The 24,467-nt window shown below is 72.0% G+C and carries 21 protein-coding genes and 1 pseudogene; 11 read left to right on the plus strand and 11 right to left on the minus strand.

Features of this window, described 5'->3' with window-relative positions; all coding sequences use genetic code 11:
* Nucleotides 1–110: 110 nt before the first annotated feature.
* The 6 genes from ABD332_RS26475 (at nucleotide 111) to ABD332_RS26500 (ending at nucleotide 7,492) form a co-directional block, all read left to right on the plus strand.
* Complete coding sequence (locus ABD332_RS26475; protein WP_344504832.1) at nucleotides 111–1,331, plus strand: IucA/IucC family C-terminal-domain containing protein; 1,221 nt, start codon at nucleotides 111–113, stop codon at nucleotides 1,329–1,331.
* A 71-nt stretch (nucleotides 1,332–1,402) separates the two neighbouring features.
* Nucleotides 1,403–4,492: a tetratricopeptide repeat protein gene (locus ABD332_RS26480; RefSeq protein WP_344504833.1), complete on the plus strand. Its 3,090-nt coding sequence runs from the start codon at nucleotides 1,403–1,405 to the stop codon at nucleotides 4,490–4,492.
* A 263-nt stretch (nucleotides 4,493–4,755) separates the two neighbouring features.
* Nucleotides 4,756–5,091 carry a hypothetical protein gene (locus tag ABD332_RS26485; protein WP_344504834.1) on the plus strand — a complete coding sequence of 112 codons (336 nt, stop codon included), beginning with the start codon at nucleotides 4,756–4,758 and terminating at the stop codon, nucleotides 5,089–5,091.
* Nucleotides 5,092–5,429: 338 nt separating this feature from the next.
* Nucleotides 5,430–6,203, plus strand: coding sequence for a dihydrodipicolinate synthase family protein (locus ABD332_RS26490; protein WP_344504835.1), 774 nt, complete (start codon nucleotides 5,430–5,432; stop codon nucleotides 6,201–6,203).
* Between the two features lie 82 nt (nucleotides 6,204–6,285).
* Complete coding sequence (locus ABD332_RS26495) at nucleotides 6,286–6,666, plus strand: nuclear transport factor 2 family protein (RefSeq protein ID WP_344504836.1); 381 nt, start codon at nucleotides 6,286–6,288, stop codon at nucleotides 6,664–6,666.
* 103 nt (nucleotides 6,667–6,769) lie between these two features.
* Nucleotides 6,770–7,492 carry a GNAT family N-acetyltransferase gene (locus ABD332_RS26500; protein ID WP_344504837.1) on the plus strand — a complete coding sequence of 241 codons (723 nt, stop codon included), beginning with the start codon at nucleotides 6,770–6,772 and terminating at the stop codon, nucleotides 7,490–7,492.
* A 207-nt stretch (nucleotides 7,493–7,699) separates the two neighbouring features.
* On the opposite strand, the gene ABD332_RS26505 is transcribed toward ABD332_RS26500, so the two are convergent.
* Nucleotides 7,700–7,834, minus strand: coding sequence for a hypothetical protein (locus ABD332_RS26505; protein ID WP_344504838.1), 135 nt, complete (start codon nucleotides 7,832–7,834; stop codon nucleotides 7,700–7,702).
* Nucleotides 7,835–7,960: 126 nt separating this feature from the next.
* Here ABD332_RS26505 and ABD332_RS26510 point away from each other — a divergent pair.
* Nucleotides 7,961–8,467: pseudogene (locus tag ABD332_RS26510) on the plus strand (transposase); the annotation flags it as partial.
* Between the two features lie 38 nt (nucleotides 8,468–8,505).
* Here the strand turns inward: ABD332_RS26510 and ABD332_RS26515 are convergent.
* The 4 genes from ABD332_RS26515 to ABD332_RS26530 form a co-directional block, all read right to left on the minus strand.
* A complete protein-coding gene (locus tag ABD332_RS26515; protein ID WP_344504839.1) occupies nucleotides 8,506–8,775 on the minus strand; it encodes a hypothetical protein in 270 nt (89 codons plus the stop codon).
* Between the two features lie 227 nt (nucleotides 8,776–9,002).
* Nucleotides 9,003–10,913, minus strand: a complete 1,911-nt coding sequence (locus ABD332_RS26520) for an ATP-binding cassette domain-containing protein (RefSeq protein WP_344504840.1) — start codon at nucleotides 10,911–10,913, stop codon at nucleotides 9,003–9,005.
* A 10-nt stretch (nucleotides 10,914–10,923) separates the two neighbouring features.
* A complete protein-coding gene (locus tag ABD332_RS26525) occupies nucleotides 10,924–12,066 on the minus strand; it encodes a winged helix DNA-binding domain-containing protein (protein WP_344504841.1) in 1,143 nt (380 codons plus the stop codon).
* Between the two features lie 14 nt (nucleotides 12,067–12,080).
* Nucleotides 12,081–12,209 (minus strand): hypothetical protein, encoded by a 129-nt coding sequence (locus ABD332_RS26530; RefSeq protein ID WP_344504842.1) that lies wholly within the window; start codon nucleotides 12,207–12,209, stop codon nucleotides 12,081–12,083.
* Nucleotides 12,210–12,235: 26 nt separating this feature from the next.
* Between ABD332_RS26530 and ABD332_RS26535 the strand changes: the two genes are divergently transcribed.
* Genes ABD332_RS26535 through ABD332_RS26545 form a run of 3 tightly spaced genes read left to right on the plus strand, consistent with a single transcriptional unit; the run spans nucleotide 12,236 to nucleotide 14,372 of the window.
* Nucleotides 12,236–12,877 (plus strand): class I SAM-dependent methyltransferase, encoded by a 642-nt coding sequence (locus tag ABD332_RS26535; RefSeq protein ID WP_344504843.1) that lies wholly within the window; start codon nucleotides 12,236–12,238, stop codon nucleotides 12,875–12,877.
* Between the two features lie 23 nt (nucleotides 12,878–12,900).
* A complete protein-coding gene (locus ABD332_RS26540; RefSeq protein WP_344505243.1) occupies nucleotides 12,901–13,848 on the plus strand; it encodes a tyrosine-type recombinase/integrase in 948 nt (315 codons plus the stop codon).
* Nucleotides 13,845–14,372 (plus strand): GNAT family N-acetyltransferase, encoded by a 528-nt coding sequence (locus ABD332_RS26545; protein ID WP_344504844.1) that lies wholly within the window; start codon nucleotides 13,845–13,847, stop codon nucleotides 14,370–14,372. The genes ABD332_RS26540 and ABD332_RS26545 overlap by 4 nt, the downstream gene beginning before the upstream one ends.
* Here the strand turns inward: ABD332_RS26545 and ABD332_RS26550 are convergent.
* Genes ABD332_RS26550 through ABD332_RS26570 form a run of 5 tightly spaced genes read right to left on the minus strand, consistent with a single transcriptional unit; the run spans nucleotide 14,369 to nucleotide 22,038 of the window.
* Complete coding sequence (locus tag ABD332_RS26550; RefSeq protein ID WP_344504845.1) at nucleotides 14,369–16,069, minus strand: acyl-CoA dehydrogenase family protein; 1,701 nt, start codon at nucleotides 16,067–16,069, stop codon at nucleotides 14,369–14,371. The genes ABD332_RS26545 and ABD332_RS26550 overlap by 4 nt on opposite strands.
* A 43-nt stretch (nucleotides 16,070–16,112) precedes the next feature.
* Nucleotides 16,113–16,844 (minus strand): thymidine kinase, encoded by a 732-nt coding sequence (locus tag ABD332_RS26555; protein ID WP_425552288.1) that lies wholly within the window; start codon nucleotides 16,842–16,844, stop codon nucleotides 16,113–16,115.
* A gap of 11 nt (nucleotides 16,845–16,855) precedes the next feature.
* Nucleotides 16,856–19,831, minus strand: a complete 2,976-nt coding sequence (locus ABD332_RS26560; protein ID WP_344504846.1) for an AfsR/SARP family transcriptional regulator — start codon at nucleotides 19,829–19,831, stop codon at nucleotides 16,856–16,858.
* A 55-nt stretch (nucleotides 19,832–19,886) separates the two neighbouring features.
* Nucleotides 19,887–21,257: an MFS transporter gene (locus tag ABD332_RS26565; RefSeq protein WP_344504847.1), complete on the minus strand. Its 1,371-nt coding sequence runs from the start codon at nucleotides 21,255–21,257 to the stop codon at nucleotides 19,887–19,889.
* A gap of 22 nt (nucleotides 21,258–21,279) precedes the next feature.
* Nucleotides 21,280–22,038, minus strand: a complete 759-nt coding sequence (locus ABD332_RS26570) for a glycerophosphodiester phosphodiesterase family protein (protein ID WP_344504848.1) — start codon at nucleotides 22,036–22,038, stop codon at nucleotides 21,280–21,282.
* A gap of 137 nt (nucleotides 22,039–22,175) precedes the next feature.
* Between ABD332_RS26570 and ABD332_RS26575 the strand changes: the two genes are divergently transcribed.
* Nucleotides 22,176–23,753, plus strand: a complete 1,578-nt coding sequence (locus tag ABD332_RS26575; RefSeq protein ID WP_344504849.1) for an Hsp70 family protein — start codon at nucleotides 22,176–22,178, stop codon at nucleotides 23,751–23,753.
* A 75-nt stretch (nucleotides 23,754–23,828) separates the two neighbouring features.
* Here ABD332_RS26575 and ABD332_RS26580 read toward each other — a convergent pair whose 3' ends face one another.
* Nucleotides 23,829–24,380, minus strand: a complete 552-nt coding sequence (locus tag ABD332_RS26580; RefSeq protein WP_344504850.1) for a helix-turn-helix transcriptional regulator — start codon at nucleotides 24,378–24,380, stop codon at nucleotides 23,829–23,831.
* Between the last annotated feature and the right edge of the window lie 87 nt (nucleotides 24,381–24,467).

The following is a 24,467-nucleotide window of genomic DNA, read 5'->3' on the forward strand; positions in this document are numbered from 1 at the left end:
CGCCCGGAAGTACAGGCGCCGCAGCTGCTCACCGCGCGGCGAGACGGTGTTGGCCGTCCGCGTCGAGGGGCCTGCCCGGACTGGCGGCAGCCGCCGGTAGGCTCGTCCGGATGCGCCTGCACACCCTCTCCGGCCTCCGATCCGGCGACCCGATCGAGGTCTGGCAGTACGCGGAGCGGTACCTCGGCGACGGAACGCGCACGTACAGCGCGTACGCCGCCGACATCGACATCGACGACACGTTCCACCCCCAGCTGGGCGCGGCGTCGTTCGCCGTTCCGACGTTCAGGGTGCCGGCGGAGCTCGGCGGATTCGTCGAGTCACGGCACCGCAGCCCGCTGGCGGCGCTGTACCGGGATGGGGACGGGTTCCTGCTGCCGGTGCACCCGAACGCGTTGGACTGGGCGGGGCTCGTGCTGGGCGACACGCTGCGCGGCTGCGATCGGGGCCCCCAGCTGCGGGTCGTGCCGTCAGCGAACGCCCGCACCGTCTTCGTCACTGCGATCGGCGATGCCCCGGTCGAGCCCCACTTCGTGAAGCTGCACTACCCCCGTCGCATGTCCCGGTTCACCCGCCGGCTGCGCAAACCGGTCATCGAGGCGCAGCTCTGGGTGTCCGACGAGCTCGTCGACGCAGAACTGCCGCTGCTGCCGGAAGTCGGCGGCGGTTTCCTCGGCGACACCGACGACGCCTGGGGGTTCCTGATCCGGGACACCGTGCCGGTCGGCGCGGCGAGACTTCCGCTGACGGTGCCGCTGTTCGCGTTGTACGGCCGCGACCTGCAGCACCCGTCCGACCCGACGTTGATCGAGCAGCTGGTCGACATCTCCGGTGAGGACGCCGCCACCTACGTCGCCGACAGGGTCGTCGCGCCGGCGGCGCGGATGTGGGCGCGGGCGGTCACCACGGCCGGCGTCGCGGTCGAACCACATGGGCAGAACACCCTGCTGTCCTTCGAGCCGGACGGTCGTACGACGGCGCTGGTGTACCGCGACTGCGGCGTCTACGTGGACGAAGGCATCCGGGTCCGGCGTGGCCTGCGCGGGCTGCCACCGGTGAACGTGGTCGGGCGGGACGTCCACGCCGACACCGGCCCGGTGCTGAGCCTCGGCTACGACAGCTTCCTGTGGCACCACGCGCTGTCGTACCTGACCACGGTCGCGCACGATCGGCTCGGTGTCGCGCCGCAGCGGTTGTACGCCGCCGCCCGGGACGCCGTCGCGACGGCCGCGGACCTGCTTCCGCCAACCAGGTTCTACTACCAGCGAGAACTGGACGACCGGGAGGCAACGAAGCTCGTCGACACGGGGGAGGTACCTCCGTGGCGGTGACGACGGGGTAGCGCGCAGCGACGACTTCGGGTAAACCTGGTGTACCCGAACGGACGGAGGGGCGCCGCCCGATGCGAGGCCGTTTGCTTGTCGGGCTCGCACTCGTCGCCGTCGCGGGCGGTCTGATCGTCGCGATGTCCACCGGAGCGGTGCCTTCAAGCCCGATGTGGACGCTTGTGCTCACCAGCATCCTGACGATCCCGTTCGCGGTGTTCGCTGACCTCATTGGCAGCTGGTGGGGCAAGTCCGTCGATGGACACGGCGATCGGCGCGGTGTGCTGGTGCGCACCTGCCTGGTTGACGAGCGCGGCACGCTGCCGCAGGTGGCGCGGGCCGACCGGCCCACGCTGCTGGGCGCGAGCGCCGGCACGACCGGAGTCACCACCTACGTACCGCGGGACGTCGACGCCGACCTCGACAGGCTGCTGCGGCAGACCCGGGTGCTCGTGGTGCAGGGGCCGGCCGGCTGCGGCAAGTCCCGTGCCGCGTATGAGGCGCTGCGGCGCGTCTACCCTCGCTGCACGCTGGTCGCCCCGCGGGACCCGGCGGCGCTCGTCGCGATCGTGGAGGCGAACATTCCGCTGCGGCGGACGGTGCTGTGGCTCGACGATCTCGACGCGTTCATCGCCGCCGGCCACGTCGACCGGTTCCTGCTGCACCGGCTCGCCTCGCGGCGGACCGGTCCGCTGGTGATCGTCGGTACCCGGCCGGACCCGGCGCCGGTCACGGGGCTGCTGCGCGAATTCCTCAACGGCGCCGAGATCGCCTCCATGAGCGACGTGTGGAGCGAGCAGGAACAGGCACGCTTCACGGAGGCGGCAACCACCGACTCGGTCCTCGCCGGTGTCGACCGGGCAGCCGCCGGCGGGCGGTTGCTGGCATCGCTCGGTGCCGGGCCTGCTACGGACCCGGCACCGATGCCGGCGCCGGTGATACCGCCGCAGCCGACGGCACCGCCGGTGGCGCGCCCGAGCATCCCCGCGGCGCCGCTGTGCCTCGGCCGCGACGGTGACGTCGCCGACGTCGCCGAGGCCGTGGTGAGCCGGACCCCGGTGTGGATCCACGGCGCACCCGGCATCGGCAAGAGCACCGTCCTGCGTGCGGCGCTGCACCACAGGTCCGTCGTCGAACGCTTCGGTGGCCGCCGGTACTTCGTCAGGTGTGGCGGAGAGTCTCAGGCCGACGCCATCGTGGCGGAGATCGCGGTCGCGTTGCACATCTCGATCGGGCCTGGCCTGATCGACGTCGTGCTCGAGTCGCTCGCGACGGCGCCGGCGTTGCTGGCGCTCGACGAGCTGGCCACCGCGTGGGAACACGACAGGGAAGCGGTCGAGGACCTGCTGGACCGGCTGGTGGCGGTGCCAGGACTGGGGCTGGCGGCGACGATCCGCGGCACGGCGTCGCCGGGCGTCGACTTCCCGGTGCGGCGGGTGCTGGTGCGCCCGCTCGATCACGTCACGGCGCAGCAGGTGTTCCTGTCGATCGCGGGTGAGGAGTATTCCCGTGACCCTGACCTGGCGGAACTGGTCGCCGGGCAGGACGGCGTGCCGCTGGCGTTGAAGCTGCTCGCCACGGTCGCGCAGGGCGAGCCGAACCTCCGCGGACTTTGGCGACGTTGGATGACCCAACGTAGGCTCGTCAGCGATGGGTTGCCCGGACAGGACGGTATGGATGTCTCCGTCGAACTCACCATCAGGAGTCCCCGCATGAACGGCGTTGCTCATCGTCTGCTGACCGTGCTCGGTGCCCTGCCCGATGGCATCGAGCTGGACGATCTGCAACGGCTGATGCCGGACACGGCCGACGCCGCCGCCGCGACGCTGCGGAAGGTCGGGCTGGCGTTCGACGACCAGGGACGGCTGCGCACCCTTGCTCCGATCCGCGACTACGTGTCACGTGAGCGTCCGATGGCCGCAGACGTACGGTCGGCCGTGATCGCCCACTATGTCGGCGTGGCGAAGCAGTACGGGCTGCAGGCGGGCACGGACAGCGGCGCTCAGGCCAGTGCTCGGCTGGTGGCGGAGAGCGGCAACCTCGACACGGTGCTTCGCGACGGGCTCACCGACGCCGACCCGATCGCCGCGATCGAGGCGGTGTGCGCCCTCGGCGAGTTCACCCGCTGGACCGGCATCGGGGACACCGACCTGCTGGAGCTGGCCGCGCAGGCATCCGGGCGGGCCGGCAACGCCGCGCTGGAAGGTGAGTGCCTGTACCGGCTTGGTGACATCGCGTTGCGCCGCTGCGAGCTCGACGACGCGCACGCACTGCTGACCCGGGCGTTGCCGCTGTTCGAGGCCGCTGGTGACGTGCGGTGGCAAGCGCACACGGTGAAGCACATCGGCGACACCGCTTTCGAGAAGTCCGACTACCAGGCGGCGCTGCCGTCGTTCGAGCGTGCCGCGGAGCTGTACCGCGCTGCCGGCGACCGGCGTGGTGAGGCGCGGTGCAACAAGACCCGCGGTGACGTCGCCGAGCGGCTGTCGGAGTATCACGACGCGATCAGGTTGTTCGAGGCGGCCCTGGTCATCGTCGACGAGATCGGTGATCGGCTGGAGCGAGCCGACCTGCACCGCAGGCTCGCCGACGTCGCGCTGGCCGTCAGCGACGTCGACCAGGCTGAGCGCCGCTACAGCGAGGCGCTGGCCTGGTACCAGGGCACCGGTGTGGTGCTGGGCCGAGCCAACTGCATTCGGGGTCAGGGGCAGGTTGCGCTTGCCCGCGGTGACTTCGACGCGGCCCGAGACGCCATCCAGCGCGCCGAGCCGCTGTATGCCCGCATGCGGTACAAGCGAGGGCAAGCGGACTGCATGAGCGTCCTGGGTGAGATCGCGCTCGCACGGGGCGAGAAGGCGTCGGCGGTCGACCTGTTCGACGTCGCGCTGGACTTGTACACCCAGCTGGACGATGTGATCGGGCGGGCCTCCTGCCTGCTGGGCATCGCCGCGGCGACGGAGGATTCGACGCGGGCCTTGTCGACTGCTCAGGCGGCGCTGGTGGCGTTCGAGCGGATCGGCCGCCGGGACGGCATCGCGCAGGCGCATGCACGGCTTGCGGCGCTCACCGTCGACGCCACTGTTACCGCCGACCACCTGCGGATCGCTCGGGAGATCTGGCGGGAGCAGGGCCGCACCGACCGCTTGACGGTCCTCGACCACTCCTGATCGGAAGTGTACGAACAGGTGCCGCGGCCTGCTCCCAATTCAATTCCTAGCATCCTAGGACGCCTTAGGGGACGTGCCTGACGGCACGCCCTTCAAACCCCTGTCTCCGACAGGGGGAGCGGGGCGGAAGTGGCGGTTGGGAGTCGCGTCGTCCGATCGGTCGGACTTGTCGCGGCGGTCATCGGGCTGCCCGTTCACCTGCGGTGATGCTGTCATGTACAGGAGGATCAAGCGTGGAGCACGGACGCTTCGGGAGGCACCACATGGAGATTCGACAGTTGTCGTCGGCCACGCACGCCGCTGTGCCGGTCAAGGCGACGAACACACCCGCGGTCGAGCCGGTCGCGCCGCCCCCTAAAGGTGGGTTGCCGGCGTCGCAACAGGTGTTGAGTCAGCTGACGCCGGGTGATCGTGCGGCGATCTCGGGGTTGACGGGGTATCACCTGTCGCCGACGGGTGCGGTGACGAACGTCGGTGGGATGCCGCCGTGGTCGTTCATCATGGCGTTCGCGGCGTCGCGGACGGCGGTGCAGCCGGTGGAGGACACGGAGCCGGCGAAGGACGTGAACCGCGTCGAGCACGTCGACGTGACGGTGTAAGAAATCTGGCGTGAACGCCGGCGTCGGGAGCGCCGTGGTGCCGGGTGTAGGTGACCTGGTGCGACGGTAGGAGTCGGCGATGTCGGGTGTTCGTGGTGGCGTGGTGGCGTGGTCGCGACGACGGTGCGGTTGCAGGCGCAGTGGGTGGCGCAGGCGGTCGGCGGTCGCGAGCGGGTCACGATGCGGTGGGCTGCGCAGCGCGTCCATCGCCGGGGTGTCCGCCCCGCTTGAGACGTGCGCCGCCGGCCAGTGTTGACCGGCGGCGCTTCTTCGTGTCCGGGTGGGTGCGCTGGCACGCCGACGGCCCGCGCACCCGGATCCAGCTTAGGGTTCTGGGTATGACTCAGGAGCCGGTTGTGTTGTGGCGGGGTGTCGCGGTGGCGTTGGTGACGCTGTTCGCGGAGGACGGTTCGGTGGATGTCGCCGGCACCGCGGCGCATGCGGAGCGGTTGGTGGCTGCGGGTGTACGAGCTGTGCTGGTCGCTGGTTCGACGGGTGAGGCGGACGCGCTCAGTGATGGTGAGCGGGTGGCATTGGTGTCGGCGGTGCGTCGGGCGTGTCCGGGGGTGCCGGTGGTGGCGGGTGCGAGTGGTGCGTGGGCGGGTCCGGCGGCGGAGTTGACGGCGGCGTCGGTGGCGGTGGGTGCGGATGCGGTGCTGGTGGCGCCGCCGCGGCGGGCTGGGGATCTGCGGGCGTTCTTCGAGCGGGTGGTCGCGGCGGCGGACCGTCGGCCGGTGCTGGCGTATCACTTCCCGGGGGTGGCGGGTGGTGCGGTGCCGTTGGAGGTGTTGCCGTCGTTGCCGGTGGCGGGGTTGAAGGATTCGACGGGGGATCCGGAGCGGTTGCTGCGGTTGTTGTCGGAGTGGGACGGGGCGGTGTATGTGGGTTCGTCGGCGTTGGTGTCGACGGCGGGGATGTTGGGTGCGGCGGGTGCGATTCTGGCGGTGGCGAATGTGGCGCCGGAGGATTGTGTGGCGGCGTGGGAGGGTGACGCCGCGGCGCAGTTGCGGTTGACGGCGGCGCATGTGGCGGCGAAGTCGGAGTTTCCGCATGGTTTGAAGCGTTTGGTGGCGGATCGCTTCGGGACGTCGGTGGCGTCGCGGATGGGTTGATGCGGGTTACGGTCGGGTTTCCGGCTGTAAGAAGGCGTCGCGGCGTGTTGACGGTGGGTGGCCGGCGTTTTTCCATGGGTGTATGGCTATTGATGCAGTGCTGACAGCGTCGTCGGTGCGGTCTGGGTTGGTCCCGTCGCTGCTGGCGGTGATCGACCGGCGGGACTGGGCCGGTCTGGTGGATCTGGTGACGGATGATGTGGTGTACCACCGGCCGGGGTGTCCTCCGATCGAGGGTGTGTCGGCGTTCGTGGAGTTCTATGAGCGGCGGTGCATCGTGATGTCGGGCCGGCATGCGGTGCAGCGGTGTGTGGAGCTGCCGGACCAGGCGTTCTGCTGGGGCCGTTTCGAGGGCATGTCGCACGCTGGCGTGCCGTTGGTGGAGACGTTCGCGGACTGGTTCGAGCTCCGTGACGGCCGGATCAGCGGCCGTCGCACGTTCTTCTACCGTCCGGCGATCTGAGCTGCTCGTTGCCGGGGTCGGCCGGCCCCGGCAACGTCGGTCGTGGACCGGTTCGGTGTGATTCGGGTGGCGGTCCGGTCCGCTGGGTTGCGATCCTGCGTGCGTGACTGATGACGCGGTGCTGGGTCGTGCCCGGTGGGTGTGGGCCGCCTTGGCCGGTGCGCCGGTGACGTTCACGTCGTCGGGGCTGGATGTGGCGGTGTCCGCGGCGTCGTCGCTGTGCCCGCCGGGCCGGGTGGGTGTCGTCGCGCTGGGCGGTGCGGCGGTCGCGACCGCTCCTGATGAGGGCGCGGCCGAGTTGGTGCGGCGTGCGTTGGGTGATCTGCCGGTGCCGGCGATGACCGACCCGGTGGCAGTGTCCGGCAGGCTGCCGGTCGGTGCGGTGCTAGGCCCGGCGACGTTGGCGTTCTGCGACGCGGCCCGGTTCCGCCCCGCTGGCGCCGGGTCCGGCGCGGTGGTGGCGGTCGGTGCGGGTGACGCGGGCGTGCGCGGGTTGCTGGGCCGGGTGCCGGCCGCGGACGCCGGCGAGGCGGGCCTGGACGAGATCACGTCACCGGCGTACGTGCTCCGCGCCGGCGACGACGTCGCCGCGGCCGCCGGTTACCGGGTGTGGGAGGGCGCTGTCGCGCACGTGAGTGTGCTGACGGCCCCAGCTGAGCGCGGCCGGGGCCTGGCGCGTCTGGTGGCTGGCGCGGCGGTCGCCGCGGCGCTGGACGCGGGTCTGCTGCCGCAGTGGCGAGCCCGTCCGGAGCCGTCCCGCCGGGTGGCACGAGCGCTCGGGTTTGTGGAGCTGGGTTCCCAGCTGAGCGTCCGCCTCGCACGCTAGCGTGGCGTCGGCGGTGTTCACGGGCACTGTTCAGGCGTCGGGCACCGGTGCTGGTGACGCGGCTGTCGACCACCGGCGTCCGGTGCTGCGACGGAACCTGGCGGCTGGGTCCTGCCCGGGCGTGGTAGTGCGGCGGTTCCCGGGGTTCCGCTGGCGGGCACAGTATTGCTGTCTGCCGCGTGGGTGGGGAGCGGGTCGTCGGGTGGATCAGTGACCGGGTGTTCGTGGTCCTGGTGGGCTGGTGACGCTGGGCGCGGCCGGGTCGAGGTTGAGGAAGTCGCGCAGGCGCCGGCAGAGGTGGCGGACGGCGATCTGGGGCTCTTCGTCGGTGGTCGGATGCACGACGGCTATCATCCGGACCGAAACGCTCGGGCTGCCGTTCACCCGCTGGAGCGTACGCAACTCACTGACTTCCTCGCCCACAAGCGTGGTAGCCGGCGGGTCCAGGTGTCTCGGGAACGGTCTGGTCACCCGGATCGGCTGCCCGCGAACTTATTACAAGCTGCACGGAGTGCGGCAGTTCCACGGCTGTTACAGCGTCGGCGGCGACCAACTCTGGGGCGTCGTGCGACGGCGGAAGTCGGCGGAGAACACCCTAGCCGCGCTCAAGAGCATCCGGGCCGCGCGTCCGGACGGCGCCCCGATCTATGTGGTGCTGGACAACCTGTCCGAGCACAAAGGCCCGAAGATCCGGGCGTGGGCTGTCCGGAACCGGGTCGAGCTGTGTTTCACCCGACCTACGCCTCTTGGGCCAACCCGATCGAGGCCCAGTTCGGGCCGCTGCGCACCTTCGTCATCGCTGGCTCCGACCATCCCAACCACACCGTGCTGGCCCGACGGCTGCAGAGCTACCTGCGCTGGCGCAACGCCAACGCCCGCCACCCCGACGTCCTGGCCGCGCAACGCCGCGAACGCGCCCGCATCCGTTCCGAACGGAAACGCCGATGGGGCCAGCCAGCCAGTCGAGCTGCCTGACCTGCGCCGCCAACGAACGCGTCAGCCCAACTGCTCCATCACAGCTCGTCCACCGGCCGGCCCACCTCGCCAAGACCGTCCAACAGCCGCTTCCGCGCGGCGTCCAGACGGGCCGGATAGTCGGGCACAAAGACCTCCACCAGTGAGGTCTCCAGCGTCCCGGCGATCCGGTACAGCGGCGACCACACCGCGCGGTCCTGGTTCACCAGGCTGTCGAATTCCGCGGTACCCATCATGCGGTCGAGCCAGTCGGACAACACCAACGCCTGGTCCCGCGTCAGCTTGATCGTGAAGTCGTCCTCAGCCATCTCGACGAGGCTACCTTCCGATCAACACTGTGAACGTTTGTGGTCAGGGCTCTAGCCGGGCCTGGTGCGAGGGCGAACCGGTGATGAGTGCGCACGCCTGGTCGTACGTCGGCAGCACGACATCCATGCCGCGCCGACGCTCGACGTGGGTCAGCAGCTCGGGCCAGTCGATCGCCCCGCCTCGGCCGGAAGCAGCCGGAGCGGCCGCGCCGCACCAACCAGTGGCGTCAGGAGGCGGCGAGGTCGCGGCGGAGGGCGTCGGCGGTGTGGGAGCCGGTGGCGTGGGTGAGTTGTTCGGGGGTGCCTTCGAAGATGACCATGCCGCCGCGGTGGCCGGCGTCGGGGCCGAGGTCGATGACCCAGTCGGCGCTTTTGATGACGTCGAGGTGGTGTTCGATGACGATGACGGTGTTGCCGTGGTCGACGAGGTGGTCCATGAGGTTGAGCAGGTGGGTGATGTCGGACATGTGCAGGCCGGTGGTTGGTTCGTCCATGACGTAGGTGGTGTTGGCGGTGTTGAGGTGGGTGGCGAGTTTGAGGCGTTGGCATTCGCCGCCGGAGAGGGTGTTGAGGGGTTGGCCGAGGGTGAGGTAGTCGAGGCCGACGTCGGTGAGTGCGTGCAGGGCGGGTTGGATGGTGTGTTCGGTGAGGAAGTCGGTGGCTTGTTCGACGGTCATGGCGAGGACGTCGGCGATGGTTTTGCCGCGGAGCCGGTGGTGGAGGGTTTCGGGGCGGAACCGGTGTCCGTGGCAGTCGGTGCAGGTGGTTTTGAGGGTTTCGAGGAAGGCGAGGGTGGTGTGGGTGGTGCCGGTGCCGTGGCAGGTGGGGCAGGCGCCTTTGGAGTTGGGGCTGAAGAGGGCGGCGGGTGCGCCGGTGGCGTGGGCGAACAGGGTCCGGAGGGGGTCCATGATGCGGGTGTAGGTGGCGGGGGTGGACCGGGTTGACGTGGCGGGTGCGGTCTGGTCGATGACGGTGGCCGCTGGGTGTTGGGCGAGGAGGTCGCTGGTGATGAGGGTGCTTTTGCCGGAGCCGGCGATGCCGGTGATGGCGGTGAGGACGCCGGTGGGGATGTCGACGGTGACGTGTTTGAGGTTGTTGGTGTGGGCGTCGGTGATGGTGAGGGTGCCGGTGGGGGTGCGGGGGTTGGTGTTGAGGGCGAGCCGGTGGCGGAGGTGCCGGCCGGTGAGGGTACGGGCGTATGGGAGGGCTTCGAGGGTGCCCTGGTAGACGACGCGGCCGCCGTGGGTGCCGGCTTCGGGGCCGAGGTCGATGATGTGGTCGGCGGTTTCGATGACGTCGCGGTCGTGTTCGACGACGAGGACGGTGTTGCCTTTGTCGCGGAGTCTGCGGAGCAGTTCGAGGAGGCGGGTGATGTCGTGGGCGTGGAGGCCGATGCTGGGTTCGTCGAGGATGTAGAGCATGTCGACGAGGCTGCTGCCGAGGTGGCGGACGAGTTTGACGCGTTGGGACTCGCCGCCGGAGAGGGTGCTGGTCTGGCGGTCGAGGGTGAGGTGGCCGAGGCCGATGTCGATGAGGTGGTCGAGGCGGTCGCGGACGGCGGTGATGTGGTGGGTGTTGGTGTCGTCGGTGAGGAGGCGGAGGACGGCGTCGAGTTCGGTGGTTTCCATGGCGGTGAGGTCGGCGATGGTGTAGCCGTTGATGCGGCTGGCGCGGGCGGTGTCGTTGAGGCGGGTGTGGTGGCAGGTGGGGCAGCCGAGGCCGTGGCAGGTGGGGCACATGCCTTGGGGGTCGTTGAAGGAGAGGCTGCGGGCGTTGGCGGGTCGGGGGTGGGCGTGGGTGGCGTAGAGGTGGCGGAGGGTGGGGTTGATGTCGGTGGCGGTGCCGACGGTGGAGCGGGCGGTGCCGCCGAGGCGTTTCTGGTCGACGATGACGGCGGGTGACAGGTTGTGGATGGCGTCGACGTCGGGTCGGTCGTATCGGGGGGTGCGGGTGCGGGCGAAGGCGGTGAAGGTTTCGTTGAGCTGGCGTTGGGCTTCGGCGGCGATGGTGTCGAAGACGAGGGAGGTTTTGCCGGAGCCGGAGACGCCGGTGAAGACGGTGATGGCGTGTTTGGGGATGTCGACGGTGATGTCGCGGAGGTTGTTCTGTCTGGCGCCGACGACGTTGATGCGGGACACGAGGGTCAGGTTATCCGCGGGGTGCGACAGTTTCGGTGAGGCGCCGTTCGAGTGGTGTGCGGAATTTGGGTGTGACGCGGATGTCGCCGATCCAGTTGGTGAGCCGGTCGGCGGTTTCGCGTACACCGGCGGCGTCGACTGACTCGAGGAGTTCGGTGGCGATGTGGCCGGTGGGGGTTTGGGCCCAGCCGCCGACGACGCGGCCGTTGATCCAGATGGTGGGGCCGGGGTTGCCGGTGCGGTCGAAGAGGGCGGGTGCGTGGGGGCCGAGGTAGAAGTCGCGGCTGGTCCAGCCCATCATGGTGGGGTCGAGGGCGGGTAGGAGCGCGACCCACCGGTCGGGTTCGGGGACGGAGTCGGTGTCGTCGGCGAGGACGATGCCGGTGTCGCCGTTGTCGAGGGTGACGGTGGTGGTGTCGAGGGCGGCGACGGCGGCGCGGGTGTGGGCCATGGTCCAGCCGGTCCACCATTTGAGGTCGTTGATGGTGCCTGGGCCGTAGCGGGCGAGCCACTGCCGGGCGAGTTCGGTGCGGGCGGTGGCGGGGTCGAGGGTGTCGTAGGTCGGGGTCCAGTTGGTGTGGGTGTGCCAGGTGTACTGGGTGCTGGTCCAGGTGCCGCTGGGGCGGCCGCGGATGATGCGGCCCTGCGCGGCGAGGAGGAGCAGGACGCGGCTGGTGATGTACTGGTTGCCTTGCGGGAAGTGCAGGACGGTGCGGAGGCGGGGTTCGTCGGCGGCGAGTTGTGCGGCGGTGGCGGCGCCGCCGCGGGCGACGAGCGCGTCGTAGGTGGCGGTTTCGACCTCGGTGAGGAAGGTGGCGTCGCCGCCGAGGTGTTTGATGAGGAGCCGGCGTTGTTCGGCGGCGATGGTGAGGGACGCGGCGGCGTGGACGACGGGTGCGGTGGTGGTGGGGACGACGTACATGGTGCGGCGCATGCCGAGCATCCGTAGGAGGGTCCGCTGCTCGTAGAGGGCGTTGTCGAGCGGCGGTGCGTCGGGGATGCGGGCGGCGACGGAGAGGTGGACGGTCGCGGCGTCGGTGGCGTGGAGCGTGATGAGGTCGGTGGCGGCGGCGACGGGGTCGGTGGCGGTGAACCCGTGCCGCCAGTAGAGGCGGGCGCGGCGTTGGGTGTCTGTGATGTGCGGGACGGTCACCGGGTCGACGATAGTCAGCGGCGCATCGAGTCGACGTAGAGCGTGATGAGGACGAGCACGACGACGGCCGTGCCGAGGATGACCCAGAGTCCGACCCCCATGGATGTGACGGTACCGAGGTCGGCCCCGGCGGGGCGTCGCACGCACGAGTGACATAGGGTCCGAGCCGATGTCCACCGCATTCGTTCTCGCGCATACCAGCCTGGCCCCGGTTCCGCTCGTGCCGGAGGTCCGGTTGCGGTTGGCGGATGAGGCGATCGAGCTGTGGCAGTACACGGAGAAGTTCGCGGGTGGGGTGCAGCTGCCGCCGCCGTTCTGGGCGTTCGCGTGGGCGGGTGGTCAGGCCCTCGCCCGGTACATTCTGGACAACCCGGGCCTGGTTGCTGGGAAGCGGGTGCTGGATGTGGCGGCGGGGTCGGGGCTGGTGGCGATCGCTGCGGTGAAGGCGGGCGCGGCGCACGTGACGGCGGTGGAGATCGATCCTCTGGCGGTGACGGCGATGGCGGTGAACGCGGCCGCGAACGACGTGACGGTCGACGCGCGGCTGGAGGACGTGCTGCCGGGTGACGGCGGCGACGCCGACGTGGTCCTCGCCGGGGACGTGTTCTACAGCCGGGAGATGACCGGTCAGGTCCTCGACTTCCTGCGGCGGGTGACGAAGCGGGGCGCGGGGTGTCTGGTCGGGGATCCGGGGCGGGCGTATCTGCCGAAGGAGCATCTGGAGCTGGTCGCGGTGTATGACGTGCCGGTGCCGCAGACGTTGGAGGACACGCCGGTGAAACGGACGACGGTGTGGCGGCCGACCCTGTAAAGCCCGTCCAGCCTGTACGGCCCGTGCAGGGGGAGCTGGAGCGGGCGTCGGGGGATTTCACCGAGGCGTGGCTGGCGAACCGGCGGTTGTCGGCGCACACGCGGGCGGCGTACCGGCGGGATGTGCACCAGTTCCTCGGTTGGTGCGCGGGCCGTGACCTGGATCCGTTGCGGGTGTCGTTTCTGCAGGTGAACGCGTATGCGCGGGATCTGGAGTCGACGGTGGACGTCAGGTCGGGGAAGGTGCTGGCGCCGGCGAGTGTGGCGCGGAAGCTGTCGGCGTTGTCGAGCTGGTACGGGTTTCTGCTGCGGTTGCAGGCGGTGGCGGTGAATCCGGTCGGGGGTGCGGACCGGCCGCGGATCGATCGGGACACGTCTTCGACGGTGGGGTTGACGGCTGGTGAGGTCGACGCGATTTTGGCCGCGGCGGCGCGGCAGACGGGGGTGACGGCGGCGCGGGATCTGGCGATCCTGGCGTTGCTGGCGGATCTGGGGTTGCGGGTCGGTGAGGTCGTCGCCCTGGATCATGCGGATCTCGGGGTGGAGCGTGGTCACCGGACGGTCCGGTTCGTCGGGAAGGGTGGTAAGCCGCGGCGGCGGGCGCTGACGGCGGCGGTGACGGCTGCTCTTGATGGTTATGTCGGCGTCGGTACCGGCGGTGACGGGCCGCTGTTCACGACGGCGACGGGGGCGCGGGTGGATCGGCACGCGGTGTTCCGGCTGGTGCGGCGGTTGGCGCGGGAGGCTGGGGTGCCGGCGTGGGAGCGGTTGTCGCCGCATTCGCTGCGGCACGCGTTCGCGACCGCGGCCCGGGACGAGGGTGTCCCCCTGGAGGATGTGCAGGACGCGATGGGGCACGCGGATCCGCGGACGACGCGCCGGTATGACCGGGACCGGCACAACCTGGACCGGGATCCGGCGTACACGATCGCGGCGGCGCGGGCCCGTCGCGGGGACGGGGCGGGTTCGTGAGGATCAGGGCGGCGACGGACGGCGACGTGGACGGGATCGCGCGGTTGCACGCGGACAGTTGGCGGCGGCATTACCGGGGTGCGTACAGTGACGCGTTCCTGGACGGTGACGTGGTCGCGGACCGGTTGGTGGTGTGGCGGGACCGGTTCGAGGAGCGGGCGGGAACGGTCACGTTCGTAGCTGAAGACGGTGGGCTGGTCGGGTTCGCGCACGTGAAGCTGGACGACGACGTGGAGTGGGGCAGTCTCGTCGACAACCTGCACGTCGTGGACGGCCGCCGGCACGGTGGTGTCGGCACGCGGCTGCTGCGGGCCGCGGCCGGTGCCGTCGTCGACCGGGCGGTGTCGTCGCGGCTGTACCTGTGGGTCCTGGCGCAGAACACGGCGGCGCAGCGGTTCTACGCGGCGCGTGGCGGGGTCCACGCGGGGACGGTGGACGTGACGGCGGCGGGTGGGGTGCCGGGCCGGTTGCAGGGCACCCCACGCAAGCACCGGATCGTCTGGGCGGACGCCCAGATCAGCTAGACGAGCTGGTCGAAGTGGGTGTGGAGGTCGGCTGACACGTCGGCGTCGCCGAGCCGGCGCAGCGTCCACAGCGACGCGAGCAGCGCCGGGCGTTCGTCGCCGCGGTCGGCGGCCCAGGCGGCGTGTTCGAGCAGCAGCGCGGCGGTGAGGGTGGTGCCGAGCCGCAGCGCCAGTTCCCGCGCTCCGGCGACGACCCGGTCGCTGCGGGGGTCGGCGGCGGCGGTTCCGACGTCGGCGGCGAGGCGGCGGGTGGCGGCGATGACGGCGTCGGCGGTGCCGGGGAGGATGCCGGGGAGCCGGTGCACGGCGGCGGCGGCGATCTCGGCGCGGTGCAGCAGCGGCCGGGCGCCGTCGCCGGTGGTGAGGGCGCGGAGGACGTCGACGGACAGGACGTTGGTGGTGCCTTCCCAGATCGGCAGGACCTGCGCGTCGCGGAGCAGTCTGGGGATGCCGGTGTCCTCGACGTAGCCGGCGCCGCCGAACGCTTCGAGGTATTCGCTGGCGGAGGCGACGGCGAGCCGGCCGGTGAGCAGTTTCGCGAGGGGCGCGACGAGCCGCAGCTCGTCCGCTGCGGCGCTCGCAGGGCCGTCCGGGCTGCCGGTGGTGGCGGTGCCGAGGAGGGCGAACGCGTGGGCGGCGAGGGCGTAGGCGCCGGCGGCGTCGACGGCGAGCCCGCCGAGGGTGGCGCGGTGCAGCGGGTTCCCGGCGAGGGTCCCGCCGGCGACCTGCCGGTTCGCGGCGTGGCTGAGGGCGTATTCGAGGCCGCGGCGCATCCCGCCGGCGGCGGCCGCGGCGTTGTGGAGGCGGGTGACGACGACGAGGGTCATCATGCGGGCCAGGCCGGGGACGGTGGGGTCGCCGACGGGGATCGCGGGGACGTCGTCGAGGCGGACCTCGCCGGTGGGGACGGCGCGGGTGCCGAGCTTGTCCTTGAGCCGCAGGACCTGCAGCCCGTCGGCGGGCAGGGCGGTGCCGGGGGTGTAGCGGGGGACGAGGAACGGTGCGAGGTTCCGGCTGCCGGGTCCGGCGCCTTCGGGGCGGGCGAGGGCGATCGCCATGTCGGCGTCGATCGCGGAGCAGAACCATTTGTCGCCGGTGAGGACCCACCGGCCGTCGGGGAGCCGGCGGGCGGTGGTGGTGGACCGGGCGATGTCGGAGCCGCCCTGTGACTCGGTCATCCACTGGCCGCTGGTGACGGCATGGTCGGGGTCGGTGCTGGTGAGGCGGGCCAGCCACGGTGAGGTGGGGTCGGTCGCGGTGAGGAGGGCGGCGGCGCCGTCGGCCATCGCGACCGGGCAGGAGAACGTCGCGGACTCCGGCCCCCACAGGTGCAGCAGCGCGTGCTGCACGACGCGGGTGCCGGCGCCCCACGTGGTGCGGGCGTCGCTGGTGTAGGGCAGGGCGACGACCGCGTGCCGGGCGGCGGACGCGCGGAGCGTCTGCCAGCCGGTGGCGGTGTCGACGCGGTCGATGCGGGCGCCCCACGCGTCGAACCGGGTCAGGGTCGGCGGGTGGGTTTCGGCGTCGTGGTGGGCGGCGCGGAGCGGGCCGAGGACGTCGGCGGACACGGCGGCGAGGCGGGCCTTGGCGGCGGCGTGCCCGTCCGGGCCGAGGAGCCGGTCCAGCCAGCCTTGCAGCTGCCAGTCGCTGGTGTACGGGTCCCGCAACGCCGGCCGGGTCTGCACGAAACGCGTCATACCCCGAAGGTTACCGTCCGGTAATCGTCGGGGTCGAGGCTGCTCACACGAGCCGGAGCTGCCCTTCGGCGCGGGCGGCGGGGCCGAGGTCACCGACGCGGTGGTGGCGGCGGCACAGCACCTGGTAGCGGACGTCGACCTCCGGGGCGCCTTCCGGGGAACCCCCGTCGGTGCCGGTGTCGCCGATGACGACCTGGTCGCCTTCGCGGGCGATGCCGCCGTTGACGACCCGGGCGTTGAGCAGCCCCGGCCGGCCGCACCAGCACAGCACCTCCACCTGGACGCGGGTCACCTCGTCGGCGAGCTCGAACAGCCGCTGCGCCGCCGGGAACAGGCTGGTGCGGAAGTCGGTGGCGAGCCCGAACGCGTACACGTCGACGTCGGAGGTGTCGACGAGGTCGGCGAGCTGTTCGATCTGCGCGACGGTGTAGAAGCTCGCCTCGTCGCAGATGAGGTAGTCCACGCGGATGCCCTGGGCCCACCGTTGCCGGACGAGGCCGCGGATGTCGAGGTCGGCGCCGACGTCGACGGCTTCCTTGCCGAGGCCGATGCGGGTGGACAGGCGGCCCGGGCCGGCGCGGTCGATGGTGGTGAGGACCAGGCCGCGGCGGCCCTGCCGGGCGTGGTTGTAGTCCATCTGCAGGGCGAGGGTCGACTTGCCGCAGTCCATCGGTCCGTAGAAGAACTTCAGGGAGCCACCGCGGCGTAGCCGGCTGTCACCGGCGGCGACGCACGCGGCCGGGTCTTCGTCGAGGGTCTGGGTGGAGGACGTCACGACGGTGCAGCCTACTGGGCCGGTGGCGGGCCACCCAGCCGTTGGAGGGTGGCGCGGACCTCGTGCCGTTCCGGGGTGCCCATCTCGTCGAACAGGCGCAGCGCCGCGGTGAGGTGTTCCCGGGCGGCGTCGGGGTCGCCGGTGGCGGTGCCGAGGCCGCGGTGGGCGCGGGCCTGTTCGTAGCGGTGCTGGGCGCGGGTCGCCCGGTCCAGGACCCACCGGTGGACGGTTTCGGCGTCGGCGGGGCGGCCGGCGGTGTGCAGGGCCTCGCCGTACGTGTTCCCGGCGTGGCAGGCGGCGGTCGGGTCGAGGTGCCGGCCGTCGTCGTACGCGCCGTGGAGCAGCCGCAGGCCGCGGTCGTGGTCGCCGAGGGCGACGAGGCCGGCGCCGATGACGGTGCGGGCCTCGATCTCCGAGCCGGGGCCGGCGTCGTCGCCGAGCTGCCGGCGTGCCCACGACAGCAGCAGTGTCGCCTGCCGGTGCTGGCCGAGGCGGGCGCGGGTCGCGCCGAGCTCGACCGCGCCGACGGCGCCCGGCCAGGTGCTGCCGCCGTCGCTGCCGGTGCCGCGGGCGTAGGCGATGATCCGTTGGGCGACGAGGACGGACTCGTGGTGCCGGCCGAGGGCCCGCAGGGTCGCGGCGAGCGGTGTCCACTGGCCGCTGACCTGCCGCCGGTCGTCGCCGGCGGTGAGGGACCGTTCGGTGAGGGTGAGCGCTTCCCGGAACCGGCCGACGTTGAGGTACACGTAGGCGAGGTTCGACTCGGCGCGGGCCCCCCAGCGGGGGTGGCCGATGAGGCGTTGCAGGTGCCCGGCGGCGGCGGTGAGGTCGCCGCTGCGGGCGTGCGCGGACGCGAGGTAGTTGTGGGCCATCGCGACGAGGTCCGGGTCGTCGAGGGCTTCGGCGGCGGTGAGGGCGCGGCGGTGCAGGTCCAGGGACACGTCGTTGATCGAGTTACGGAACAGGTACGCCCACAGGGCGCGGGTGAGCAGGATCGTGTGCCGGTGCCGGTGGAGCCGGTCGGCGAGGTGGGTGACGGCGGCGACGTTGACCCATTCGGCGTTCAGCCATTCGCGGGTGTCGAGCATGCCGGTGAACGTGGGCACGTGCGGGCCGACGTCGGTGAAGTCGATCGGGTCCCGGTCCGGGTTGCTTTCCCAGATTTTCGTCGCGGCGGCGGCGGTGTGCAGGTAGAAGTCGAGCATCCGGGTGGTCGCCGGGTCGCGTTCCGGGTCGGCGGCGGCGAGGTGGGCGGCGTATTCGCGGAGCAGGTCGTGGAACCGGAACCGGCCGGCGGCGGGTTCGTTGAGCAGGTGCGCGTCGACGAGCTGCCCGAGGAGGTCCTCGGTGCTCGCAGTGGTGGTGTCGGTGATGGCGGCGGCGGCACGGACGGACAGGTCACCGGCGGGGTGCAGGCCGAGGAGCCGGAACAGCCGCTGCGCGTGCGGGGGCAGCTGCCGGTACGACAGTTCGAACGCGGCGTGCGGGGACCGGCCGTCGACGGCGAGGTCGACGGGGGCGGGGTGGGCGCGGCGGAGCCGGTCGGCGAGGTCGGCGACGCTCCACGACGGGCGGTGCGCGAGCCGGGCCGCGGCGAGCCGCAACGCGAGCGGCAGGTGCCCGCACAGGTCGGCGACGTCGGCGGTCGCGGCCGGGTCGGCGGCGGCGCGGGCCCCGACGACCCCGGTGATCAGCCGGAGGGACTCGGCGGGGGCGAGGACGTCCAGCGACACGGGGCGGACGCCGTCGAGGCCGGCGATGCGGCGGCGGCTGGTGACGATGACCAGCGACGCCGACGCGCCGGGCAGCAGCGGGGTGACCTGCGCGGCGTCGGCGGCGTCGTCGAGGACGATCAGGAGCCGCCGGCCGGCGGTCTCGGTCCGCCACCGGGCGGCGCGGTCGTCGGGGTCGGTGGGGATCCGGGCGGCGCCGAGGTGGGTGAGGAGGACACCGAGGGCCTCGTGCGGCGGCAGCGGCGGCCGGTCGCTGTGGGCGCGCAGGTCCAGCAGCAGCCGCCCGTCGGGGTAGCGGCCGGCGACGCGGTGCGCGACGTGGACGGCGAGGCTGGTCTTGCCGACGCCGGCCATCCCGTCGACGGTGACCACCACCGGGGTGCCGCCGACGGCGGCGTCGGTGGCGGCGACGGTGGCGAGGAGGGCGGCGACGACGTCGTCGCGGCCGGAGTGGTCGGCGACGTCCCGGGGCAGCGTCCACGGCCGCTGCGGCGCCGCCGGGACCGCGGCGGGTGGCGGTGCGGCGGGGTCCGGGGCGGGGTGCAGCAGGTCCTCGTGGAGACGTTGCAGCGCGTCGCTCGGCGGCAGGCCCAGCTCGTCGTCGAGGGTCCGTTGCAGCCGCCGGTACACGGCGAGCGCGTCCGCGGTCCGCCCGGCCCGGGCGAGGGCCGTCATCAGCTGCCCCGTCACCCGTTCCCGCAGCGGGTACTGCTCCACCAGCGCCGTCAGCTGCCCGATCAGCGACGCGTGCAGGCCGAGGCGCAGCTCCACGTCGACGCAGTCCTCCAGGGCGGCGTCGCGGCGTTCCTCGAACGCGACCGCGTGCGCGCGGACCGCGGCGCTGTCGACGCCGGTGAGCGCTGGGCCGCGCCACAGGTCCACGGCGGCCCGCAGCCGTGCCCGCGCCTGCGGCAGGTCACCGGCCGCGGCGGCGGCCCGGCCGGCGGCGGCGAGCGCGGTGAACGTGACGGTGTCGAGGTCGTCGCCGGCGACCGTGGCCCGGTAGCCGGCGGTGTCGGTGCTGATCAGGTCCGGCAGGAGCCGGCGCAGCCGGGACACGCACGTGTGCAGCTGCGCCCGCGCCGTCACGGGCGCGTGGTCGCCCCAGACGGCGTCGACGAGCTGGTCGACGGTGACGACCCGGCCCGGGTGCAGCAGCAGCATCGCCAGCAGCACCCGGTCCCGTGCGGCGGGCACCTCGACCGGCCGGCCGTCGACGTGGACGGCGAGGGGACCGAGGAGCCGGAATCGCACGAAGGTGAATGTAATGACCTGCGGCCGGGAGGTTTCCGGGAGGGTTCCAGGAGGGTTACAGGCGGGCCGGTGGGGTGTTCCCGGCCTGTTCGATCGCCTTGCGGATCGGGACGGCGAGCAGCGCGAGGAACCCGGCGACGAAGAACACCAGCAGCGAGATGATCGCGACCCGGTAGGAGCGGGTCGTGTCGTAGGCGAGGCCGAACAGCAGCGGCCCGAGCCAGCTGGTGCCCTTGTCGGAGATCTCGTAGATCCCGAAGTACTCGCCTTCGCGGCCCTTCGGGATCAGCTGCGAGAACAGCGACCGCGACAGCGCCTGGCTGCCGCCGAGGACGAGGCCGATGCCGCCGCCGAGCGCGACGAACAGCAGCGGCTCCTTCGCCGGCAGGAAGTACGCGATGACGATGATCACCGTCCAGAGCACGAGACTGCCGAGGAGGGTCTTCCACGCCCCGTACCGTTTCGCGAGCCAGCCGAGCAGCAGCGCCCCGGCGAACGCGAGGAACTGCACCATGAGGATCGTCGGGACGAGGACGTCGTCGGACAGCTGCAGCTCCTTCGTCCCGTACTGGGACGCGAGCGCGATCACGGTCTGGATGCCGTCGTTGTAGATGAGGTACGCGACGAGGAAGAACAGGGTGAGCGGGTACGCCTTCAACGACTTCAGGGTGTGCCACAGCTGCCGGAACCCGTCGGTGAGGACGTTCACGCCCTTCGCCGGTGCCTCCTGCGGCGGGCGGTTGCGGAGGCTGAGCAGCGGGATCGTGGTGAACCCGGCCCACCACAGGCCGGCGGACACGATGCTGTACCGGGCGATCTCGCCGGTGGTCATGCCGAGGGTGTCCTGCATGAGGACGGCGACGACGTTGAGCAGCAGCAGCAGGCCACCACCGAGGTAGCCGAACGCCCAGCCGAAGCTGGACACCCGGTCGCGGTCCTCCTCGGAGGAGATCTGCGGCAGGAACGAGTTGTAGACGACGACGGACGCGCCGAACGCGATGTTCGCGACGAGGAACAGGGCGGCGCCGAGCAGGTACCGGTCGCCGGTGAGGAACAGCATCCCGGCGGTCGCGGCCGCGCCGATGTAGGCGAACAGGGCCAGGAGCTGCTTCTTGCGCGGGGACCGGTCGGCGATCGCGCCGACGACCGGCAGGACGAACACGGTCAGGAACACCGACAGGCTCACCGTGTACGGGAACAGGGCGCCGGGCGCGATCGCGATGCCGAGCGGGTGGATGACGGCGGTGTCGCAGGCGTCGCCGTCGCAGCCGGCGGCCTTCTCCGCGATCGACGTCAGGTACGGGCCGAGGAAGACGGTGACGACGGTGGTGGAGAACGCGGAGTTCGCCCAGTCGTAGAAGTACCAGCCGACCCGTTCACGTTTCGTGCTGAGCTGCGGTGCCTCGGGTGTGTCGACAGCTGACACGGGGCCTCTCCTACGCCGGGATCTACGCGGGGTTCCAGATGCCGCGGGCGTGGTAGACGTCGCGGAGCACCTCGATGTGATCGGTCATGATGCCATCAACGCCGAGGTCCAGGAAGTGCCCGATCTGTACCGGGTCGTCGATCGTCCACAGGTGCACGTGCAGGCCGAGGCGGTGCAGGTAGTCGATGAAGCGGGGACGGGCGAGGGTGAGGCGTCCGTACCGGGGCGGGATCTGCACGGCGACGACACTGTCGGCGACCCGGACGGGCCGGCCGGTCATGGACCCGGCCCACAGGGCGGTGACCTCCCGCATCCCGACCGACGTCGCCACCCGCGGCCCGGCTTCGCGGCGGATGCGGGTGAGCCGGGCGGAGGAGAACGACGCCAGCAGCACCCGGTCCTCGGCGCCGGCGCGGCGGACCGCGTCGACCGTCGGGGTGACCGCCGCGTCGGTCTTGCAGTCGATGTTGAACCGGACGTCCGGCCATGCGTCGAGGACCTCGTCGAGGCGGGGGACGGCGGCGGCGCCACCGACCCGGACGGAGGCGAGGTCCGCCCACGTCACGTCGACCATGCGGCCCGGCCGGCCCAGCATCCGCTGCAGGGTGTCGTCGTGGAAGACGACGGGGACACCGTCGGCGGTCGCGTGGGTGTCGGTCTCGATGTACCGGTAGCCGAGGTCGACGGCGCGGGCGAACGCAGCTGTCGTGTTCTCGTCACCGGCCGCGGCGCCGCCGCGGTGCGCGAAACCCAACGGTCCGGGCAGGTCAAGATAGGGCACGCCGACAGTATGCGGTGATCTTCCGGTGTGGTTGCGTAACGGCGGGTTACCTGTTGCTGTCCTCGTGCTGACACACGACTGTCGGCAGGCTTGCCGGGCGACGCGGAGTGTGGATCTGTACAGGTAGGGTGACGCACATGCGCGTGCTCGGCATTGACTTCGGCACGTCGAACACGGTCGCGATGGTCCGGACCCCGGACTCACGGATGCGGCCGCTGCTGTTCGACGGTTCCCCCTTGCTGCCTTCTTCTCTGTACTTCAACACCGACGGGAAAGTGCTGGTCGGCCGGGACGCCGAGCGTAACGCGCGGCTCGACCCGGCCCGGTTCGAACCGAACCCGAAACGTCGCATCGACGACGGTGAGGTGTTCATCGGTGACCATCCGATGCCGGTGCCGCGGCTGTTCGCGCACGTGCTGTCGCTGGTCAACACGGAGGCCCGCCGGCAGCTCGGCGCCGCCCCCGACGAGGTGCGGATGACGCACCCGGCGCGGTGGGGTGAGCGGCGCCGGTCGGCGCTGATCGAGGCGGCCCGCATCTCCGGGCTCGGGAACCCGCGGCTGATCGCGGAGCCGGTCGGTGCCGCGTCGTACTTCACCGCCGTCCTCGGCTCCGCGGTGCCCGTCGGCCGGTCCCTGGCGATCTACGACCTCGGCGGCGGCACGTTCGACGCTACCGTGGTGCGGCGCACCCAGTCCGGGTTCGAGGTCCTCGCCGAGGACGGCCTGCCCGACGTCGGTGGTCTGGACTTCGACCACGCGATCGTCGAGCACCTCGGCAAGGTGTACTCCGAAAGCCACGCGGAGAAGTGGGCGTCGATCGCGACCCCGTCGGATGCGAACGCGCGCCGGCAGCGGCGGCTGCTGTATGAGGACGTCCGCGGCGCGAAGGAGATGCTGTCGCGGACCGCGTCGACGGACATCCACCTGCCGTCCCTGGAGGTGGATGCGCACCTGACGCGGGAGGAGCTGGAAGGGCTCGTCAAGCCGTACCTGGAGCGGACCGTGTCGTGTCTGCGCCGGGCGATCGAGTCCGCGCGGCTGCAGCCGAAGGACCTCGTCGGGATCTTCCTCGTCGGCGGGTCGTCACGGATCCCGCTCGCGGCGCACCTGATCCACACGGAGCTCGGGGTGGCGCCGACGACCCTGGAGCAGCCGGAGACCGTCGTCGTCGAGGGCGCGTTGTGCATCGGGGCGCCGTCGGCGCCGGCCCGCGCGTCCGGGATGCCGCGCACGACGACCCCACCGCCGCCGCAGCAGCCGCAACAGCAGCAGCGGCCGGTGTCGGCGGTGCCGGTGTCGCCGGGGATGAACCGCCCGCCGATCCAGCAGCAGCCGCCGGTGCAGCTCGTGCGGCAGCAGCCGCCGGTCCAGCTGACGCGGCAGGCCCCGCCGCCCGTCCAGCAGCCGCCGGTGCAGCTCGTCCGGCAGCCCCCGCCGCCGGTGCAGCAGCCGCCCGTGCAGCTGGTGCGGCAGCCGCCGCCCGTCCAGCAGCAGCAGCCGGTGCAGCAGCCGTACCGTCCGCCGGTGTCGCCGGCGCCGGTGCAGCAGCAGCCGGCGCGGCCGGGGCCGTTCCCGCCGCAGGTGACCCGGCCGGCGCCGGCGCCCGCCCCGCAGCAGGACGAGGGCGAGCGGAACTGGGTCGCGGTCATCGTCGTCGTGCTCGTGATCGTGGCGGTGCTGTTCGTGATCCTGCTGATGACCGCGTTCAACTAACCACTGCCGCAGCGCAGAAGGGCCCGTCACGGACGTCCGTGACGGGCCCTGACCCTGTCTAGGGTCAGGCTGGGGTCAGCCGCCTTCGCGTTTGATCCGCAGGTACGCGAGGACCGCCTCGCGGGTCGTGCGGACGCCGAGCGCCTCCCGGGCCTCCGCGATCCGCCGGTTCGCGGTCCGCAGCGACAGGAACTCCGCGGCGGCGGCCGCGGCGATCGTCTCACCGCCGGCGAGCCGCTCCAGCAGCGCCCGCTGCTCCGGGGCCAGCTGCGGGCCGCCGGCGTCCGGTTCCGGGCCGGTGCCGAGGTCAGCGTCCGGGTCGGTGCTGACCGGGCCGATCCGGGCGAGGTCGGCGAGCAACGCCCGGCCGATGTCGCCGCCGGTGTCGCAGATCGCGACGATACCGGCGCCGCGGGCCGCGGCGAGCAGCGCCAGTTCGGCGGTGTCGGCCTCCGCGACCCGCCCGTAGAGGGCGAGCCGCGCGTCGGACACGTCCCACGCCTGGTCGGTGAGCGCGAACCCCTCCCGGGTGCTCCAACCGGCGCGGGCGAGCCGGCGCAGCACGCTGGTGGCGTCGCCGCCGGACGCGACGACGTAGCGGGGTGCGTGAGCGGGGTCGCCCGCCATCAGCGGCCCTGACCGTTCACGTGACCGGTCAGGTGGCCGGTTGGTCGGGGCGGTGCAGCGGGTGTCATCCGCCAACGATGCGGTGCA

Source organism: Dactylosporangium maewongense, from assembly GCF_039531485.1.
GTDB lineage: Bacteria > Actinomycetota > Actinomycetes > Mycobacteriales > Micromonosporaceae > Dactylosporangium > Dactylosporangium maewongense.

What these genes read in the sequence shown, in the direction of transcription:
- ABD332_RS26475 (WP_344504832.1), top strand. Translation starts at nt 111, where the DNA reads ATGCGCCTGCACACCCTCTCCGGCCTCCGATCCGGCGACCCGATCGAG.
- ABD332_RS26480 (WP_344504833.1), top strand. Translation starts at nt 1,403, where the DNA reads ATGCGAGGCCGTTTGCTTGTCGGGCTCGCACTCGTCGCCGTCGCGGGC.
- ABD332_RS26485 (WP_344504834.1), top strand. Translation starts at nt 4,756, where the DNA reads ATGGAGATTCGACAGTTGTCGTCGGCCACGCACGCCGCTGTGCCGGTC.
- ABD332_RS26490 (WP_344504835.1), top strand. Translation starts at nt 5,430, where the DNA reads ATGACTCAGGAGCCGGTTGTGTTGTGGCGGGGTGTCGCGGTGGCGTTG.
- ABD332_RS26495 (WP_344504836.1), top strand. Translation starts at nt 6,286, where the DNA reads ATGGCTATTGATGCAGTGCTGACAGCGTCGTCGGTGCGGTCTGGGTTG.
- ABD332_RS26515 (WP_344504839.1), bottom strand. Translation starts at nt 8,775, where the DNA reads ATGGCTGAGGACGACTTCACGATCAAGCTGACGCGGGACCAGGCGTTG.
- ABD332_RS26535 (WP_344504843.1), top strand. Translation starts at nt 12,236, where the DNA reads ATGTCCACCGCATTCGTTCTCGCGCATACCAGCCTGGCCCCGGTTCCG.
- ABD332_RS26550 (WP_344504845.1), bottom strand. Translation starts at nt 16,069, where the DNA reads ATGACGCGTTTCGTGCAGACCCGGCCGGCGTTGCGGGACCCGTACACC.
- ABD332_RS26575 (WP_344504849.1), top strand. Translation starts at nt 22,176, where the DNA reads ATGCGCGTGCTCGGCATTGACTTCGGCACGTCGAACACGGTCGCGATG.
- ABD332_RS26580 (WP_344504850.1), bottom strand. Translation starts at nt 24,380, where the DNA reads ATGGCGGGCGACCCCGCTCACGCACCCCGCTACGTCGTCGCGTCCGGC.